This window comes from Micromonospora sp. NBC_00860, assembly GCF_045207375.1.
Classification (GTDB): Bacteria; Actinomycetota; Actinomycetes; order Mycobacteriales; family Micromonosporaceae; genus Micromonospora; species Micromonospora vinacea.
In genome coordinates, this window is record NZ_CP108825.1 from 3874398 (window position 1) to 3892788 (window position 18391).

The 18391-nt window shown below is 72.2% G+C and carries 17 protein-coding genes and 1 riboswitch; of the genes, 7 read left to right on the forward strand and 10 right to left on the reverse strand.

Going from position 1 to position 18391, the window contains the following annotated elements:
- Positions 1-27 precede the first annotated feature (27 nt).
- The 4 genes from OH804_RS17735 to OH804_RS17750 all read left to right on the forward strand — a co-directional run bounded on the left by OH804_RS17735 (position 28) and on the right by OH804_RS17750 (position 5100).
- Positions 28-921 carry an ABC transporter permease gene (locus OH804_RS17735; protein ID WP_196922078.1) on the forward strand — a complete coding sequence of 298 codons (894 nt, stop codon included), beginning with the start codon at positions 28-30 and terminating at the stop codon, positions 919-921.
- 34 nt (positions 922-955) lie between these two features.
- Entirely contained in the window at positions 956-1732 is a 777-nt protein-coding gene (locus tag OH804_RS17740) for an ABC transporter ATP-binding protein (protein WP_124778207.1), read from the forward strand.
- Between the two features lie 146 nt (positions 1733-1878).
- Positions 1879-3396, forward strand: coding sequence for a bifunctional cytidylyltransferase/SDR family oxidoreductase (locus tag OH804_RS17745; RefSeq protein ID WP_196922077.1), 1518 nt, complete (start codon positions 1879-1881; stop codon positions 3394-3396).
- A gap of 33 nt (positions 3397-3429) precedes the next feature.
- Positions 3430-5100 (forward strand): CDP-glycerol glycerophosphotransferase family protein, encoded by a 1671-nt coding sequence (locus tag OH804_RS17750; RefSeq protein WP_406058203.1) that lies wholly within the window; start codon positions 3430-3432, stop codon positions 5098-5100.
- Positions 5101-5104: 4 nt separating this feature from the next.
- Here OH804_RS17750 and OH804_RS17755 read toward each other — a convergent pair whose 3' ends face one another.
- From OH804_RS17755 to OH804_RS17775, 5 genes are all read right to left on the reverse strand, one after another.
- Positions 5105-5851, reverse strand: coding sequence for an alpha/beta hydrolase (locus tag OH804_RS17755; RefSeq protein WP_406058205.1), 747 nt, complete (start codon positions 5849-5851; stop codon positions 5105-5107).
- A 131-nt stretch (positions 5852-5982) separates the two neighbouring features.
- Positions 5983-6831, reverse strand: a complete 849-nt coding sequence (locus OH804_RS17760) for a C39 family peptidase (RefSeq protein ID WP_406058207.1) — start codon at positions 6829-6831, stop codon at positions 5983-5985.
- 232 nt (positions 6832-7063) lie between these two features.
- Positions 7064-7205: riboswitch (cyclic di-AMP (ydaO/yuaA leader) on the reverse strand.
- 284 nt (positions 7206-7489) lie between these two features.
- The gene (locus OH804_RS17765) at positions 7490-8260 is read right to left on the reverse strand and encodes a hypothetical protein (RefSeq protein WP_406058209.1); all 771 of its coding nucleotides are present in this window, start codon (positions 8258-8260) and stop codon (positions 7490-7492) included.
- 132 nt (positions 8261-8392) lie between these two features.
- A complete protein-coding gene (locus OH804_RS17770) occupies positions 8393-8809 on the reverse strand; it encodes a hypothetical protein (protein WP_406058211.1) in 417 nt (138 codons plus the stop codon).
- Positions 8810-8901: 92 nt separating this feature from the next.
- Positions 8902-10137 carry an acyltransferase family protein gene (locus OH804_RS17775; protein ID WP_406058213.1) on the reverse strand — a complete coding sequence of 412 codons (1236 nt, stop codon included), beginning with the start codon at positions 10135-10137 and terminating at the stop codon, positions 8902-8904.
- Positions 10138-10436: 299 nt separating this feature from the next.
- Here OH804_RS17775 and OH804_RS17780 point away from each other — a divergent pair, with 299 nt between their 5' ends.
- The gene (locus OH804_RS17780) at positions 10437-11600 is read left to right on the forward strand and encodes a glycosyltransferase family 2 protein (protein WP_406058216.1); all 1164 of its coding nucleotides are present in this window, start codon (positions 10437-10439) and stop codon (positions 11598-11600) included.
- Positions 11601-11733: 133 nt separating this feature from the next.
- Positions 11734-12786 (forward strand): pseudaminic acid synthase, encoded by a 1053-nt coding sequence (gene pseI / locus OH804_RS17785; protein WP_196922069.1) that lies wholly within the window; start codon positions 11734-11736, stop codon positions 12784-12786.
- A 26-nt stretch (positions 12787-12812) separates the two neighbouring features.
- Here pseI and OH804_RS17790 read toward each other — a convergent pair whose 3' ends face one another.
- Genes OH804_RS17790 through OH804_RS17805 form a run of 4 tightly spaced genes read right to left on the reverse strand, consistent with a single transcriptional unit; the run spans position 12813 to position 15597 of the window.
- Positions 12813-13268 (reverse strand): hypothetical protein, encoded by a 456-nt coding sequence (locus tag OH804_RS17790; protein WP_406058217.1) that lies wholly within the window; start codon positions 13266-13268, stop codon positions 12813-12815.
- A gap of 52 nt (positions 13269-13320) precedes the next feature.
- Complete coding sequence (locus OH804_RS17795; RefSeq protein ID WP_196922067.1) at positions 13321-14076, reverse strand: SDR family NAD(P)-dependent oxidoreductase; 756 nt, start codon at positions 14074-14076, stop codon at positions 13321-13323.
- Positions 14069-15349, reverse strand: coding sequence for an AMP-binding protein (locus OH804_RS17800; RefSeq protein ID WP_406058220.1), 1281 nt, complete (start codon positions 15347-15349; stop codon positions 14069-14071). The genes OH804_RS17795 and OH804_RS17800 overlap by 8 nt, the downstream gene beginning before the upstream one ends.
- On the reverse strand, positions 15346-15597 hold the full coding sequence (locus OH804_RS17805; RefSeq protein ID WP_091401397.1) for an acyl carrier protein: 252 nt from the start codon (positions 15595-15597) through the stop codon (positions 15346-15348). The genes OH804_RS17800 and OH804_RS17805 overlap by 4 nt, the downstream gene beginning before the upstream one ends.
- A 73-nt stretch (positions 15598-15670) precedes the next feature.
- On the opposite strand from OH804_RS17805, the gene OH804_RS17810 reads away from it, so the two are divergent.
- Positions 15671-16207 carry a GNAT family N-acetyltransferase gene (locus OH804_RS17810; RefSeq protein WP_406058222.1) on the forward strand — a complete coding sequence of 179 codons (537 nt, stop codon included), beginning with the start codon at positions 15671-15673 and terminating at the stop codon, positions 16205-16207.
- 102 nt (positions 16208-16309) lie between these two features.
- Here OH804_RS17810 and OH804_RS17815 read toward each other — a convergent pair whose 3' ends face one another.
- Positions 16310-18046, reverse strand: coding sequence for a hypothetical protein (locus OH804_RS17815; RefSeq protein ID WP_406058224.1), 1737 nt, complete (start codon positions 18044-18046; stop codon positions 16310-16312).
- Positions 18047-18391 lie beyond the last annotated feature (345 nt).

Genomic DNA, 18391 nt, shown 5'->3' on the forward strand with positions numbered 1-18391 from the left:
TGCACGAAAGATCGGAGCGCCATTTCCATGGCCACCACCGCGCTGGTCGACCCCGACACGGGCCTGACCCAGGCGCAGCTGGCCGCTCGGCACGGGCTACGGGTCGCCGGTGAGCGCCCCAGCCTCGTCGAGTACAGCCGCCGACTATGGGCCTACCGGCACTTCATCGCCGCGTACGCCAACGCCAAGCTCGTCGCCTCGTACAGCAACGCCAAGCTGGGTCAGCTCTGGCAGGTGCTCACCCCGCTGACCAACGCGGCGGTCTACTACCTGATCTTCGGGGTGGTGCTCGCACAGAACAGCATCCCGAACTTCATCGCCTACCTGACCACCGGGTTGTTCATCTTCAACTTCACCCAGAGCGCGGTCCTGGCCGGCACCCAGTCGATCAGCAGCAACCTGGGGCTGATCCGGGCACTGCACTTCCCCCGGGCCAGCCTGCCGCTGTCGACGACGATGACGCAGTTCCAGCAACTGCTGGCGTCGATGGTGGTCCTGATCGGCATCGTGCTGGCCACCGGCGAACCGCTCACCTGGGAGTGGCTGCTGCTGGTGCCGGCACTGCTGCTGCAGGCGGTGTTCAACGCCGGCGTGGTGCTGCTGGTGGCCCGGCTGGGCTCCAAGTCGAGCGACCTGAAGCAGGTCATGCCGTTCATCATGCGCACCTGGATGTACGGCTCCGGCGTCCTCTACAGCGTCAGCCTCTTCGAACGGCTGCCCAGTTGGGCGACGACACTGGTCCAGTACAACCCGCTGCTGGTCTACATCGAGCTGGCCCGGTACACGCTGCTCGAGGAGGCACCGCTGCTCAACGAGTCGCTGACCCAGCTCTGGCTGGTCGGCGCCGGGTGGGCGCTGGTGGCCGGCATCGGCGGTTTCATCTACTTCTGGCGCGGCGAACAGGAGTACGGCCGTGGTTGAGCACTTCGACGCCCCCATCGAGGCGAGCGCGACGATGACCCGGACTCAGGAACGCATCCCGACAGTCGTCGTGGACGACGCGCACATCATCTACCGGGTGCACCAGGGCGCCTCCGGTGGCACCACGCCGGTCGCCGCGCTGCGCCGGCTGGTCAAGCGCACCCACGCGCCGAACGTCCGGGAGGTGCACGCGGTCAAGGGCGTCTCCTTCACCGCGTACCGGGGCGAGGCGATCGGGCTGATCGGCAGCAACGGCTCCGGCAAGTCCACCATCCTGCGGGCCATCGCCGGCCTGCTGCCGGTCAACCGGGGCGCCATCCACACCCAGGGGCAGCCGTCGCTGCTGGGCGTCAACGCCGCCCTGCTCAACGACCTCTCCGGGGAGCGCAACGTCGTCCTCGGCTGCCTGGCCATGGGCATGCACCCCGACGACGTGGCCAAGCAGGCCGCGGGGATCATCGACTTCTCCGGGATCAACGAGCGGGGTGACTTCGCCAGCCTGCCGATGCGGACGTACTCGTCCGGCATGGCGGCCCGGCTGCGGTTCTCCATCGCCGCCGCCAAGAAGCACGACGTGCTGCTCATCGACGAGGCGCTCGCCACCGGCGACAAGGGCTTCCGCAAGCGCAGCGAACAGCGGGTGCGGGAGCTGCGGGAGGGCGCGGGAACGGTGTTCCTGGTCAGCCACCAGCTCTCCTCCGTCCGGGACACCTGCGAACGGACGATCTGGCTGGAATCGGGCGTCATCCGGATGGATGGCCCCACCGACGAGGTCATCCGGGCGTACGAGGCGTACGCGAACAGCAAGTAGAGTTCCGGCGAACGTCCGGCATCGACACGGCACCTGAGGACCGCGTCGCCCGCGTTGGGGCGACGCGGTCCGCGCGTTAAGGTTCATTCCGTCGCCGCTCGGGCGGAACCTTCCGTTAACGCATCCCTGAGAGTGAGGATCCGGCAATGACGCAGGACCAGACCACTGGCCCGGACGCCGAAGCGGAGACCCAGACGCCGTGGCGGCCCTCGCGGACAGTGGCGGTGGTCCTGGCCGGAGGCACCGGGACCCGGCTGGGCCTCGGCATCCCGAAGCAGCTGCTGAAGATCGCCGGTAAGCCGATCATCGAGCACACCCTGGCGGTCTTCGAGGCGGCACCGGAGATCGACGAGATCATCGTGCTGATGGCCACCGGCCACGTCGAGGACGCCCGGCAAATCGTCGAGAAGGCCGGCCTGCGCAAGGTCACCAAGGTGATCGAGGGCGGTGACACCCGCAACGCCACCACCCGGATCGCGCTGGACGCCGTCGGCCCGGAAGACTGCAACATCCTCTTCCACGACGCGGTGCGCCCGCTGCTCAGCGGCCGGATCGTGCGCGAGTGCGTCAACGCGCTCTGGAGCTACGCCGCCGTGGACGTGGCCATCCCCTCCGCGGACACGATCATCCAGGTCGACGACAACGACTGCATCACCGACATCCCGGTGCGCTCCCGGCTGCGCCGGGGCCAGACCCCGCAGGCGTTCCGCTCCCCCACGATCCGGGCGGCGTACCGGATCGCCGAGGACGACCCGGACTTCGCCGCCACCGACGACTGCGGCGTGGTGCTGCGTTACCTTCCCGGCACCCCGATCAAGGTGATCGACGGTTCGGACGAGAACATCAAGGTCACCCACCCGGTCGACGTGCACCTGGCGGACAAGCTCTTCCAGCTCGCCGCGGCGCAGGCGCCCCGGCTGACCGACCACCGCAGCTACAGCGAGGAGCTGACCGGCCGCACCATCGTGGTGTTCGGCGGCAGCTACGGCATCGGCCACGAGTTGACCGAGCTGGCCCGCCGCTACGGCGCCCAGGTCTTCCCGTTCAGCCGGTCCAGCACCGGCACCCACGTGGAGCGGGCCGAGGACGTCGAGGCCGCCCTGACGACCGCCTTCGAGGCCACCGGCCGGATCGACCACGTGGTGGTCACCGCCGGCATCCTGGAGAAGGGCGCCCTCGCCGAGATGGACGAGGAGACCATGGACCGGCTGCTCCAGGTCAACTTCGTCGGCCCGGTGACCATCGCCCGCCAGGCCCTCCCGTACCTCCAGCAGACCAAGGGCCAACTGCTGCTCTACACCTCCAGCTCCTACACCCGGGGCCGGGCCCGCTACGCGCTCTACTCGGCCACCAAGGCCGCCCTGGTCAACCTCACCCAGGCGCTCGCCGACGAGTGGGCCGACGTGGGCGTACGTGTCAACTGCATCAACCCGGAGCGCACCGCCACCCCGATGCGGACGAAGGCCTTCGGCGAGGAGCCGGAGCACACCCTGCTCGCCGCGGAGGCCGTCGCCCAGTCGTCGCTGGACGTGCTGATCTCCGACCTGACCGGTCAGGTGATCGACGTACGCCGGGCGCCCGGCGACGGGCCCACGCCGAGCGTGCCGGCCCAGGCCGGGTCGGGTCGGGTCGAGACGCCGGCCGGCGCGACGTCCGCCAACTGACGCCGACGGCTGCGGAACCACGAACGGAGCGACATGCGCGGCGACCTGGTCCGAAAGCTGGCCGCCCGGTGCCTGACCACCGGGTTGGCAGTGCTGGCCTTCGTCGTGCTGGCGCTCACCGGCGCCACCGGCTGGGGGCTGGCGTTGGCCGTCGCCGCGCTGGCCGCCTGCGCCGCTGAGCAGCGAATCCGGCCCAGCGCCGACCTGGTGGCGGAGACCACGTTGATCGCCGCCGCGATCCTGGTCGGTTACTCCCGGCGGCTGGACGACGGGCTCGACCTCGCGCTGGTCGCCACCGGGCTGGTCCTGCTGGGGCTGGTGCTGCTGGTGGGGCCGCTGCGCACCGCCGGCAGCCTGGAGATCCGTTCGGCCAACCTGCCGGTACGCAACTGGACGGCGCTGATCGCCGGCCGGCTCGCCACGGCAGTGCTCGGGCTGCTCGCCGCCCTGGCGCTCGCCGCCGCGCTGGCCCTGCCGGCCGGTGTGGCGCTGGCCGCCAGCCTGCTGGTCGGCGCGGGCGCCGGCGCTGTCGCACTGGACCTGGCCCGGCGGCGGTTCCGGCCGCGGGCCGGTGGCGGGTCGGTGGCCGCCGCGCTGCGACGGCACCAGCCGGAGTTCCTGCTCTACTTCTCCGCGCCTCCCGGGTCGGAATACCAGGTCACCATGTGGCTGCCGTACCTGGAACGGATCGGCCGGACGTTTCTGGTCATGCTGCGCGAGCCGGAGTTCCTGGCCCCGATCGCGGCGGCCACCGACGCCCCGGTGGTCTACTGCCCCACCCTGGGGGCGATGGATCAGGCGTTGGTGCCGAGCCTGCGGGCGGCGTTCTACGTCAACCACGGGGCGAAGAACAGCCACTGCGTCCGCTTCACCCAGCTCACCCACATCCAGCTGCACCACGGCGACAGCGACAAGGCGCCGAGCGCCAACCCGGTGTCGGGGATCTTCGACCGGATCTTCGTGGCCGGGCAGGCGGCGATCGACAGGTACGCCCGCGCCGGGGTGCAGATCCCTGCGGAGAAGTTCGTGGTGGTGGGTCGCCCACAGGTCGAGTCGATCGAGGTGGGCTCCGAGCCCACGCGCGGGTTGGCGCACCCGACGGTGCTGTACACCCCGACCTGGACGGGGCACCACGCCGACGCCGACTACTGCTCGCTGCCGGTGGCCGAGGGCCTGCTGCGCCGACTGGTGGAGCGCGGCGCGACGGTGATCCTGCGGGCCCACCCGTACACCGCGCAGAACCCGGCATCGGCCCGCCAGTTGGGCCGCCTGACCGAGCTGCTCGTCGCCGACCGGGCCCGCACCGGCCGCCAGCACGTGGTCGGCGCGGCAGCCCGGGAGCTGAGCCTGACCGAGTGCGTCAACTCCGCCGACGCGCTGGTCTCCGACGTGTCCGGCGTGATCTCCGACTTCCTCTACTCCGGCAAGCCGTACGCGGTCACCGACATGGGCGACGAGGGCGACCGGTTCGTGGAGCGGTTCCCGCTGGCCGGATCGGGTTACGTGCTGCGCCGGGACATGTCCAACGTGGACGAGGTGCTGACCGCGCTGTTGGACACCGACCCGCTGGCCGAGGCCCGCTGGGCCACCCGCCGCCGCTACCTGGGTGACTTCCCGGCCGAGTCGTACGCCGAGGCGTTCCTGACCGCCGCCCGCCGGGAGCTGACGCCCGCCGAGACACTGACCGCCTCCGCACCGGCGTAGCCGCTCAGCGGTAGGGGTCGAGCAGCGCCAGCACCGCCGCCGGGTCCTCCACGTGCGCGTTGTGCCCGAGGCCGGGCAGCGTGGCGACCGGTACGCCGTACTCCTTGAGTTGTTCGTCGGTGACCATCGGGTCGTTCTCCCCGCGCGCCAGCACCACCGGTACGTCGGTCGCCGCCAGCAGCGCGGCCAGGTCGGGCTCGCCGACGGCGAAGGCGGTCGGGTCCATGGCGAGGCGCCACCGGCCGTCGACCTGGCGCAGCCCGGCGTCCACCACCGGGTGGTCCGGCGAGACCAGGCCGGCCAGCCCGGCGACGCGCAGGTAGCGGCGAGCCGCCTCGGTGCGGCTGGCGAACCAGCTCACCGGTCGGGCGGCGACCTCGGCGGCGCGGGTCAGCTCGGCGGGTGACCAGAGCGCCTTGATGCCCAGCCCGACCACCGCGTCCACCGGCGTTCCGGCGTCGCGGGCGGCCAGCGCCAGGCCGACCACGCCACCCAGCGAGTGCCCGAGCACGACCAGCCGGTCGTCGGGGGCGAGGGCCTGCGCGATCTGTTGGGCGAAGCCCGCGAAGGAGTACGACGGCAGCGGCGGCGCCCAGCCGTGTCCGGCGAGGTCCGGTGCAAGCCACCGCCCGGGCCAGTGCTGCTCGAGGTACGGCGCCCAGGGCAACCACACGTCCCCGGTCGCCCCCATGCCGTGCAGCAGCAGCAGGACCGGCCTACGGCCGGCGTGACCACCCGATTTCTCCACCACGGCCGCAGTCTCCCACGGTTCACGGCCCGGTACGAGAGCCGTCGATGGCGTTACCCGGGCCCGCGCGGACAAAGGCCGCGGGCGCCGGCTCCTTGTGGGAGACGGCGCCCGCGGCGGTCAGCGTGCCCGGGTCAGGCGGAGTAGCCCCGGCTGGTGATCCAGTTGGCCAGGTCGATCGTGGTGATCCAGTACGACGGGTCGGCCGGGTTCGCCGAGTCGGCGATCCGCACGGTGCGACCGTTGTCCTTGTAGCCCACGACGGCGATGTAGTGCCCGCCGCCGTAGGAGTGCCAGCCACCGTCGGTGTCGGTGGCGTCCCCGACGACGTTGGCCACCACGCCACGGCCGTCGGTGATGGCCTTCACCACGTCGGCCTGGAGCCGGTCCATCTGTGCCGGGCTGGGCGAGCCGGGGAACATCCGGGTCCGGTACGGGGAGCCCTTCACCTCGGCGTTCAGCACCCGGGTGGTGTCCTCGGCCGAGTTGGTGCCCATCTCGGTGGTGCCCAGCTCGGCGCCGAGCTCCTCCTGGGTGCGGTCGATGCCGGCGGCGCTGAGCGCGTTGCGGGTGGCCGCCGGGCCGCAGTTGTAGTAGGTGTTCTGCGCCTCGTAGTCGTAGTCCAGCACCTTGGTCGCGGGCGGCTTCGGCCGCTCCGGCTTCCGGGTCAGGTCCGGGTTGCTGCTGGCCTTTGCGGCGGGTGACGCGGTGCTGGTGGCCGGGGCGGCAGTGGTCGGCGCGGTTCCGGCCGAGGGGGACGCGTCCCGGGCCTCGCCACGGGAGGCGGCGACGTCGCTGCGCATCTCGGCGACAGTGGTCGCGGTGCGCTGGCCGGCCGGGGCGTCGTCGGCCGTGGTGAGCAGGGCGCCGGTGGTGGTGGCGATGGCGAGGGCCGCGGCGGAGGCGGCGACGATCTGGTACGGGCGCTCGGTGACGAGGCGACGGAGCTGACGCTTCACTGTGTGCTTCACGGGTTCCTCCACGGATCGGGGGGAGAGCGGCACACCGGGGCCGGACCGGTATCCGGGCAGGCGCCAGCGCGCGGATCGTGGTCCGCGGATGGTGAACCGCTCAGGGGAACGCCCGGCGCGGCCGGGCGGGAAAGGCGATGACCCGGGGGTCAGCTCACCGTCACTGGACGAGTGAGCGGGTGCACCGCCGCGCCGTGGAGGCGAGGGAACAACCGAGGGGTGGAAAGGTGCTGCACGAGGATGGGACTCCTTCCGACACCGCCTACCGGGTTAGCTGACGGATTCGGGCGGGAAGATCGCCCTACCGCGGGCCGTGGCTCGCGGATTCACCCCGGACTTACTGGTGGGTCCCCGGTTCGTTGATCACGATTAAGCGGGTCGGTGCGGCGTCGCGTCTTGCGATCGGTTACCGCACCGGACGGGACGACACTACTGGCCGCTTCACGCCCTGCCAAGCCAGGTTCACCTGCGTAAACCTCAATTGGCGCGACAATTTCTGCGCGTATTGCCGATGATGTGACTCGATGGGACAACCGGTTACGGTGACGCCTGCGGTCGACAACCGGACAGGCCGCGAAGAAGGCGACCATAATCGCGGGAACAATGCCGCCGATCGCGCCGACCGTCCGATTCCGCTATTGGGTGACCGGCCTCACATCACGGATCGGGCTCAACTCACCCGGGCCGGGCGCCACCGTGCCACGACGGCGGGTCGTATCGCATCGGCCACCGACCGGCGAGCGGGCACCGGGGTCGGACGCAGCCGGGCCGCCGCCGCGTACGCCTCCTCGGCGAGGGTACGGGCCGACTCGGCGGCCAACTCCGCGTCGCGCCAGGCGGCCCGCTCACGGCCGGCGGCCACCTGGTAGTCGGCCAGCCGCGCGTCCCGGACCACCCGGCTGATCAGCACCTCCTGCTCGACAGGGTGTCGCCGGGGATCCCAGCCACGCCGGTGCCCGAACACGTCGCTGAGCTGGGCCATGGTCAGGTCGCCCCGCCAGTACGCCGCCATCGCCGCGCGGTGCAGATAGCGTTCCCGGGCGGCGTACTCGGCGGGGGTGTGCGGGGTCTGCGGGGTGGGCAACACCCCGGCCCCGGCGAAGCGACGCGCTGCGGTGTCCGCCTCGTCGTACCCGGTCCAGGCCCGCTCCAATTGCTCCTGAGCGGTCAGCCAGGCGGCGCGTCGGCGCCGGGCGGTGGTGGCCGCGCCCGCCGCGGCGACGGCCACCTCCTCGGCGTACCGGCGCACGTCGACGGCCTCGGCGGCGGCCATCTCCCGGACGGTCGGCCCGGCCGGGGGCGGATCGTCAGCGGGCCGCTCCCGTTCGGGGCGGGCGGCCAGGACGGTGAGGAGGCCCAGGGTCAGCAGGAACAGCGTCGACCAGATGGCGGCGGCCTGCGGCACCTCGGTCACGAACTGGTAGAAGACGACGGTCTCCATGGTCGGCACCTCGGGGAGAGAGCAGTGCGATGGGGAGCCGCATCGACCAGCGGGCCAGTGTGGGCCACGGGTCGGCGGGTCAGGGAGCGGTGGGTCGACGGGGCGCGGTGACGGGACGGTCGTCCCGGTGGCTCAGCGCCCGGGTGGGGCCCGGGAAGCCCGACCGCTCGCAGCGTCGACGAGGGGCAGCCGGTCGGACCCGGCCGCGCGGACCGGCAGCACGCGGGCCGCGATGGTGCCCTGGTCGCCGGGGAGCGCCACCGGCGTGTCGACCGACGATGTCGGGACCGACTCCTCGGCGGCCTCCGGCGGTATCGCCTGGCGCGCCGCACCGTGCGCCCCGACCTGCCGGCAGGAGGCCGCCAGCGGCCCGGCGGCGACGGAGGCCAGCACCGCATTCGACGTCGGCACCGGGCTGGGCGTTGATCCGGCGGCCGTGGCCGGGCCTGCGCCGAGCGCCAGGGCCGCGACGACGGCGAGGCTGGTCAGCACCCGCGTCGCCCAGCGCGCCACCCACCACAGCGGACAGGTGAACGCGACCGGAAGCACGGCACCAGGCTACCGTCGTGCCGACCCGGGCGCACTGGCCACGGGCGTGTCGGATCACGCCGCGCCGACCCCGCTGACCAGGGTGGACGCTGTCAGCGCAGGTCGACGTACGTTGATCGACCGCCGGCCTGACCGACCTCGTCGGCAGCCCCGCCGGCCTCGCCGCGGGCGCTGCTCACGGGGTCTCGGGCGTCGTCGCCGCCGGCGGTGCGCTGTCGGGGGACGGGCGCCGGACGGGCCGCGCGGCGGGGCGCGAGCCGGCGCATCATCGGGGTCTCGACGAAGCGGTGCAGCAGGCCGGCGAGGATCAGGTTCGCCACCAGGAAGCCGAGCACCACGGCCGGGCCACGCCAACCCTCGAAGCCGATCCCCCAGGTTCCGCTCCAGCGCAGCACGCTCGTCATCACCAGCACGTGCACCAGGTAGAAGGCGAACGAGACCTCACCGAGCCAGACCAGCGGCCGGGACCGCCACGGCGAGCGCCGACCCCGCACGTCCGCGTCCGCGGCGGCGGTGATCACCAACAGGTACGCGACAGCGAGCAGCGTGGTCCACAGCTCGGCACGGATCCACTGCGCGGCCGTCACCCAGGTGACCAGGAAGATTCCGCTGGCCACGGTCAGACCGGGACCGCGCCACAGCCCTCGGCGCATCAACTCGGCCGCCACCGCGCCCAACCAGAACTCCAGCGACCGCACCGGCGGGAAGATCTGGGTGAACCACCACCGACTCACCTCCGGCACCAACTCCTGCGCCGGCCAGAGCGCGAGGATCAGCAGCGGCAGCGCGACGATCAACGCCCAGAGCAGCTTCGGTCGGGCCCGGCGCAGCAACGGCAGCGCCAGCGGCAGACAGAGGTAGAAGAAGAACTCGCAGGAGAGCGACCAGCTGACGGTGTTGATGCTGTAGAACCAGCCCGGCCGGGGATCCCACGCCTGCAACAGCAGCAGATTCTCCAGTGCGGCCGCCGGTAGGACCGGGTCGGCGAACCACCAGGCGACCACCAGCGTCGCCGCCCACAGCACCAGGTGGTTGGGGTAGATCTTGGCGATCCGGCGCCGCCAGAAGGTACGCCGGGAGTCGCCCTCGCGGGCCGACCAGACCAGCACGAAACCGCTGAGGATGAAGAAGAACTGCACCCCGGAGAGGCCGAGGGTGAACAGCGCGTCGATCACGGCCTTGTAGTCCGGCTCGGCGATGATCCGCATCGTGCCGGCGTGGAAGCCGAAGACCAGCAGGGCGGCGATCCAGCGCAGCCCGGTCAGCGAGGGCAGCCGGGGCAGCGCGGGTGCGGGCCGGACGTCCGACGTCGCGGCGACGCTCGTCATGCCGGGATCCCGGCGCTCGGCAGGGTCACCAGCACTGTCGTAGCCTCCTCGGCGCGGCGTCGGACGGCGCGACGGCGACGCCCGCGACGGCCCGGCAGGGCCGCACCGAGGCACCCTACCGGGTCACTCCCGGGTGAACCGGACGCGTCCCACCCGCCCCACCAGGCCCGCGTTCCCCGGACCGGGGATCGCCCACCGGAGGGCGTTCACCTTCCGCTGGGCGGGAGTTCAGAGATTCCACCATCGGCGGCAACGTCAGGTTCCGGGGCCGGCCACCCGGGTCGTCGAAGGTGGCGGACGTGGTCAATGAGCCGACGCACGCACCGCTGTTGAGCATCGTCGTGCCCGTGTACGGCGTCGAGGCGTACCTGTACCAGTGCCTCGAGTCGATCCGGGCCGACATCCCGGCGGGCGAGTCGGAAGCGGTCGAGCTGATCGCCGTCGACGACGCCTCCCCGGACGGCTGCGGCGACATGCTCCGCTCCTACGCGGTCGGCCGCGACGGCGTCCGCGTCGTGCACCTGAGCAGCAACGTGGGTCTGGGGTTGGCCCGCAACGCCGGGCTCGACGTGGCCACCGGCCGGTACGTCTGGTTCGTCGACAGCGACGACTGGTTGCCGCCGGGCACGATCGCGGCGGTGCTGGACCGGTTGCGCCAGCACCAGCCCGACGTGCTGATGCTCGACCACCTGCGGGTGCACGAGGACGGCCGACGGGAGGTCGACGCGAGCAGCCCGCTGCTGCGCGGAATTCCCGGCGTGACCCGGCTGGCCGACCAGCCGCAGCTGCTACGGGTCCAGCACACCGCCTGGAACAAGGTGGTCCGCCGGGACTTCATGGACGAGCTGGAGCTGCGTTTCTTCCCCGGCTGGTACGAGGACATCCCGTTCAGCCACCCGCTGCTGATCGGCGCCGAGAAGGTCTCCGTGCTGGACCGGGTCTGTTACCTGTACCGCCAGGGCCGGCAGGGCGCGATCACCTCCACCCGCAGCGGCCGGCACTTCGACGCCTTCGCCCAGTACGAGCGGCTGATGGACTGGGTCGCCCGGAAGCACCCGGACGAGCGGTTGCAGGCCGAACTGTTCGAGCTGATGATCAGCCACTACCTGGTGGTGGTGGGCAACGATGGCCGGCTGCACCCACACCTGCGGCGCGACTTCTTCCACCGGGCAGCCGCGCACTACCGTCGGTACCTGCCCACCGGCGGGTACCCGCTGCCCCCGGGCGTGACCGGGCTCAAGCACCGCCTCGTCGGGCGGGGTGACTGGTTGGCGTACTCGGCGCTGCGCCAGGCCCACCGGGTCGCTGGTCGCCTGCGTCGGCCTGGCCCGGCGGTCGGCGCCGACAGCGGTTCGGCCGCCGCCGACGAGGACCCGGGCCGAGCGGCGGGCACCGCGCCGACGCGCGACGGCGGGATGGCGCCGGAACGACGCGACGCGCTGGCCGGTGGCCGGCTGCCGTGATCGACCCCATCACAGAGCACGCCGGGAGCCGGGGCGGCTCCCGGCGCCCCGGTTTTCCAGGTCGTCCGCCCGCCGGGTGGACGACGACAGCACCACCGCACCCCGGTGCGGGCGTACCTGAGCAGAGGTCGGAATGACGGCGACAATCAAGATCGGACCGCACGCGGTCGGTGCCGGGGAGCGACCCTTCGTGGTCGCCGAGATGTCCGGCAACCACAACGGCGATCTGAACCGGGCGCTGGCCATCGTCGACGCGGTGGCCGAGAGTGGCGCGCACGCGCTCAAGCTCCAGACGTACCGGCCGGACACGATCACCATCGACGTCGACACCCCGGCGTTCCGGATCTCCAGCGGGCACGAGCTGTGGGGCGGGGAGAACCTGTACCGCCTCTACGAGCGCGCGCACACCCCGTACGAGTGGCACGCCCCGATCTTCGCGCGGGCCCGCGAGCGCGGCCTGACCGTCTTCTCGTCGCCGTTCGACGCCACTGCCGTGGAGCTGCTGGAGTCACTGGACGCGCCCGCGTACAAGATCGCCTCGTCTGAGCTTGTCGACCTGCCGCTGATCCGGCTGGTGGCCAGCACCGGCAAGCCGATGGTGATCTCCACGGGGATGGCGACGGTCGCCGAGATCGACGCCGCCGTGCGCACCGCCCGGGCCGGTGGCGCGGCGGGCATCGTCCTGCTGGCCTGCACCGCGTCCTACCCGGCGCCGCCGGCCGACAGCAACCTGCGCCGGTTGCCGGTGCTGGCCGGTGCGTTCGACGTGCCGGTGGGGCTCTCCGACCACACGCCCGGCATCGGCGTCGCGGTCGCCTCGGTGGCGCTCGGCGCCTGCTTCATCGAGAAGCACGTGACGCTGGACCGGGCCGACGGTGGCGTGGACTCGGACTTCTCCCTGAACCCGGCGGAGCTGACGGCCCTGGTCGCCGAGTCCGGCCGGGCGTACGCGGCGCTGGGGGGCACCGCGATCGGCCCGACCCCCGCCGAGCGGGAGGGGCTGCGGTTCCGCCGGTCGCTCTTCGTGGTCGAGGACGTGCGGGCCGGCGACCCGGTGACCGCGAACAACGTCCGCTCGATCCGGCCGGCCGGCGGGCTGGCCCCCGTGGAGATCGACCGGGTGTTGGGCCGCACCTTCACCAGCGACGTCCCCCGCGGTACCCCGCTGAGCTGGGACCTGATCTGACGGGCACCCGCCCCGCGATCGTGCAGTTACTGTCCCGACTCAAGGCGCGAAAGCCGCGATTCGGCGTCAGCAAGTGCAAGATCGCGGGGCGGGAGGGTCGGGGCGAAGCCGACGGTGACCACCAGATCGGCCGTGCGCAGGGTCCGCCAGAGCGCGGTGCCGTCCACCGGAGTGCCCAACCCGTGCCAGCGCCACCAGGTCGCGATCGGCACGTCGGCCAGCTTGCAGCAGCACTCGGCCCGGGTCCACCGGGCCCAGAAGTCACCCGGGCCGAAGCGGCGGGCCAACGCCGGGGGCACCGCAGCGTCGGCGCGCTCCGCGTCGATGGCCACCCGCCAACCGGGCGCCGGTGGGCCGTACCAGCCGACGCACCGTCCGTCGTCGAGGTGGCTGCGGGTCACCGCGTCGGCCATCGCGGCCGGTGACCCGATGCGCAGGTGCTGCTCGGCGGCGGCGAGCAACCCCGGCACCGGACGCGGCACGGCGGTCCCGCCGTGCCGCGCTGGTCGCACCGGGAGGGAAACCGGCCGCAGGTCAGATGGCGGCGGCACCGTCCACCACGATGACCTGGCCGTTGATGTTGGTGTGATCCCGCAGCAGCATCCGCACCACCGGGGTGACCTCCACCGGCTCGGTCAGGTGACCGGTCGGGGTGCGGCGCACGATCTGGTCGAGCTGGGTCGGACCGAGCACGGCGGACATCTCCGAGGCGAAGAAGCCGGGCGCGACCGAGTTGACAAGCATCCGGCCGCCCAGTTCGCGGGCGAGCGAACGGGTGGCGGCGTCCATGCCACCCTTGGTGGCCGAGTACGCGACGAGGCCCGGGAATCCGCGCTGCCCGCAGATCGAGGTGATGTTGACGATCCGCCCGCGCAGCCCCTTGGCGAGCATCCGGCGGATCACCAGCCGGGTCAGCTGGAGCGGGGCCGTCAGGTTGGTCTCGATGATCCGGGCGATGTCCTCATTGGCGGTGTGCGCGTGCAGGGAGTCCTGCCCCACGGCGGCGTTGTTGACGATGCCGTCGATCGGGCCGAGGCGCTGCTCCACCTCACGGATGAAGCTCTGCGCGGCGCGTAGGTCGGTGACGTCCACCGAGCCGACGTGCACCCGGTCGGGGTGCTCGGCGGCGAGCTTCTCCAACTCCGGGGTGACGGTGCGGGCGAACGCGGCCACCCGTACACCCGCGTCGAGCAGGTCGGTGACGATGGCCAGGCCCAGGCCGCGCGACCCGCCGGAGACGAGGACCACGGAGCTGGGCGGAACGAGCTGGGTGTCGGCGGGCTCAGACATCGCTCTTCAGGGTCTCCTTGACGGGAATGTCGGTCAGGACGCGAATGCGGCGCGGCACCGCGTGCTCGGGAAGCTGGTCGGCGCACCAGCGGACCAGCGCTGCCTCGTCCGGCACACCGGTGTCGGTGGAGGCCGGGTCGGCGGGGGCGAGGACGACCTCGGCTACCACCATCCGCCCGAGCACCGGGGCGCGGCGGCCGGTCACCCGGGCCCAGGCCACCGCCGGATGCGCGGCCAGCACGCCGCGGACCACACCGGCGGAGACCTTGCTGCCACCGACGTTGATCTCGTCGGAGTCGAGTCGGCCGGTGATCAGCACCCGACCGTCGAGCACCTGCACCCGGTCCCCGGTGCGGATCGGGCCGGCGAGACCGGCCCCGTGGTACGGGGAGGTGACCACCAGCTCGTCGTCGCGGACGGAGAGCGTCGGCCGGCCCGGGGTTACCCGGTCCAGCCAGTCGACCGGGAACCCGGCCCGCCCGTCGTGCACCACAATGGACGCTCCCACCTCGGAGGACGCGTAGATCCAGGAGATCCGGGCCGCCGGGAAGACCTCCCTCAGCTGGTCCAGGATCGCCTGGTCCACCGGCTCTCCGCCGAGGGTGATCTGGCGCAGCGGCACCCGGGCCAACGCCTCGGCGTCCCGGTAGAGGGTGCGGCGCCAGAAGGTCGGGGTGCCGGAGGCCGCGTCGACCCCATGCGCGGCCGCGACCGACGGCCAGTCGTCCAACTCGTCGGGCCCGACCACCACCAGGTGCTGACCGGGCTGGGTCAGCGACAGCGTGACCACCTGCCACCAGGCGTACGTGCCGGGGGCGTACGGGCAGAGCCAGGTCCGGTCGGGCTGGTCGGCCCGCACTGTGGTCAGCGTGTCGAGGGTGTGCCCGACCCGCTTCGGACGCCCGGTGGAGCCCGAGGTCAGCAGCCAGAGCCGGCCGGGCTCGGCGGCACGCGACCGGGCCGGTGCGCTCGGGTGCACGCCGTCGTCGTCGAGGACGCCGACGGTGAACCCCGCCTCCAGCAGCTCGGCGCGCATCGCCTCGTCGACCCGGCTGGCGGTGCTGAGCAGCAGCTCGGTGCCGTGCACGGCGTGCTGCCGCGCCGCGGTGAGCGCATGCACGGCGGAGTGGGCGAGCACCGCCGCCGGATCGGGCAGGGTCGGCGTCGGCAGCGAGCGCCAGGTCAGCGCGGCGCCACCGACGACGAGCCGGTTGTCGACACCGGCCGGCTCCGGGTGCGCGGGAGCGGGGTGGCGCGACGTCGCGACGGTCACTGGTGTTGAAGCTCGACGAGGAAGTCGAGGACATCCCCGACGGTGGCGATGCGACGCAGCCCGGGGGCGTCGAAGTTGAGCTCCTCCCCCGTCTCGTCCTCCACCCGCAGGGCCAGCTCGGAGAAGTCGAGCGACCGGAAGCCGATCTCCCGCAACTGCGCCGCGTCGTCCGCGGGCAGCTCCTTGTCCTGGTTCTTCAGCACCTGAGCCATGAGGTCGCGGATCTGCGCGCGACTCAATTCGTTCATACGCCGCAGTCTACAACCCAACGAATGCATATCTGATTTCCCGGTGGGCCCGGGTAAGGTGCCGTAGCCCGACGTGAACGGCAAGGAAAGCGAGACGCACGTGCTGCGCGAAGCGACGACGGACGACGTTCATCTGATGTTGTCCTGGCGTAATCAGGAAACCAATCGACAGGTCAGCAAGACCAGCCACGAGATCACCGCAGAGGAGCACTCCCGGTGGTGGTCGGCGGTCCGCGACGACCCGTCCCGGAGGGTGCTGGTGTACGTCCGCGAAGACCTGCCCTGCGGGGTGGTCACCTTCTTCGACCTGCGGTTGGACGGCCCCCGCACCGGCGCCTGGGGCTTCTATCTGGACGCCGACGGGCTGGCCGCGCGGTGCGAGACGCTGCCCGCCTGGCTGGGGGTCATGCGGGAGGCCGTCGAGTACGCGTTCGACGGGCTGCACCTGGACCGACTCGACGGCGAGGTGCTCGGCCACAATACCGTGGTACGCCAGATGAACCGGCGTTTCCGATTCGTCGAGGGGACTCCACGACAGGAGTTGTCCGACGGTCGGGAAATCACCGTCATCCCGATTTCCCTGGCTCGGGAAGACCGCCGTCAGCGCTGATTGTCGGACAGTTTTCCGCAATGGACGGGAATCATTAACCGACAGTGCTCCCGGTGGACATCCGCCGTTCACGAATAGCGGTGCCCACCGGGGCGTGTCAGGTCAGGCCCGCCGCCAGGCCGCCCAGTGCTGCTCCGGGTTGCCGCCGAGCCGGACGAAGCCGTACGCCGTGCCGTTCCAGTCGTCGGCCTGCCCCGGCGCCCAGCGGGCGAACACCACCTGCGCCGCGGCCGGCGGCTGCCCGACGCCGAACCACCGGACGTCGGTCCAGGTCACCTGGTGGCTGAGGTTGAACCGCAGGACGTAGTGCACGCCGGTCGACGCCCACACCCGCTCGCCCTGGCGTACGCCGACGTCGGCCACCCGGGGCGTCGGCGCGGTGCTCTCGGCGGTGGGCCGCACGATGTGCTTGTCGATCACCTGCATGGTGACGAGGTTGACCACCACGAGGGCGCCGATGATCGGCAGCCGCAGGCGGGGCACCCGGACCGCGGCGACGAGCAGCACACAGCCGGCGATGCCGATCAGCGACCCGACCACCGGTCGCATCTCCCGCCAGCCCCCGGTCAACGCCACCAGGTCCGGCGCGCTGAAACCGCCGTAGCGCAGACGGTGGCCCTGGCTGGCCACGTACGCGAGTCGGGCGGCGACCAACGCGCCGCCGCCGACCAGCAGCGCCACCGCGACGGCCGCCCGGCGCAGCACCACCTGCCACCCGGCGGTGAACAGCACCCCCAGCCCGACCAGCAGCCAGAACGGCGCCAGCATCTGCACGTAGCGGCCGTAGATCGCGTCCAGCGGCTTGCCGGTGATGCCGGACAGGATCACCGACGCGCCGCCGGCCACCCCGACGGTCACCACCAGCGCCACGCCCATCGTCCAGCGGGCCGCGTCGCCGTGTCGTGGACGCCACAGTTCGCGCACGGCACCGGCCCAGGCCACCCCGGCCAGCCCGAACGTGATCACCACGAGGTACCAGAGCTGGGTGGTGACCGCCGCGCTCACCCGGACCACACCCTGGGCGGAGGCGATCGCCTCGAACGTGCTGCCGCCGGGGGTGCTGCCCAGCAGGTAGACCCTGCCGCCGAGGTGGCGGATGACGGCCTCGTTGACCAGCGCCATGGCGAGCACCGGCAGCAGCGCCGCGAGCACCACGGGCGGGCTGATCCGGCGGCGGACGAACAGCAGCAGGACCAGCCCGGCGTGCACCGCCACGATCACCAGGCCGCGCGAGTGCAGCAGGTGGAAGCCGCCGACCAGCAGGCCGACGGTCGCGGCGGCGAGCGGGCCGGGCCGGGAGATCCAGCGGTGCACGGCGAGCAGCCAGGCAACCACGAGCGGCGCCATCACCGCGTCGATCATGGCGACGCCCGCGTAGAAGGCGGTGGCCGGCAGGGTCGCCGCCGCGACCGCGCCGAGCAGCGCGTACGAGCGGCGCAGCTGGAACAGGCGGCGACCGAACAGGTACGCCAGCGGCAGGAGCGTCGAGTTCACCATCGCGTTGATCAGCTGGACGATCCGGTAGCTGTCGGTGAAGTCCCGGTCCCCGAGGAACGCCGGCGAGATCAGCATCGGGTAGCCGACCCGGCGCAGCAGGTCGTTCTCGCTGCTGAAGCCCCCCGGCCCACCGGCCAGCGCGCGGGCGGTGTTCAGGTAGCTGTCCTCGTCGGTGTGCGCGATCGGCAGCACGATGTGCCGCGACCACCACATCCGCCAGGCCACGCTGAGCACCCAACCGACGACCAGCAGCAGCGGCACCAGCCAACGCCGGGCGGGCGGGCCGCTCGGCGTCTCGGCCACCGTCACCGGCCGTTCGATCACGTCACTACCGGGTGCCATCAACGCCTCCAGAATTGCCGGCCGAACCGGGCCCACGCCGATCCGACGGGCTCGCCGGGCCGCGTCGGTGACGCCCGGGGTGGCCCGCTCGCACCGAGCTGGTGTGGATGTCGGGTGAACGCGGGACCCGGCTGCGCGCACTGCAGCCGGTCGTTCGCGCGGTCACTGTAACGGCCCGATCCGGCCAGGTCAGCCCACATCCCGGGCGGTCGGAAGTGTTCGCCTGCGTGGTGTCCGGCATTCACGGGAGCAGAGGTTGCGGTTCACCCGCGAGCGCCGGGGAGTTAACCCGCCATGGCTAGCGTGTCACCCCGGTCGGCCGGCCCAGGGCCGCTCGTTCATCCA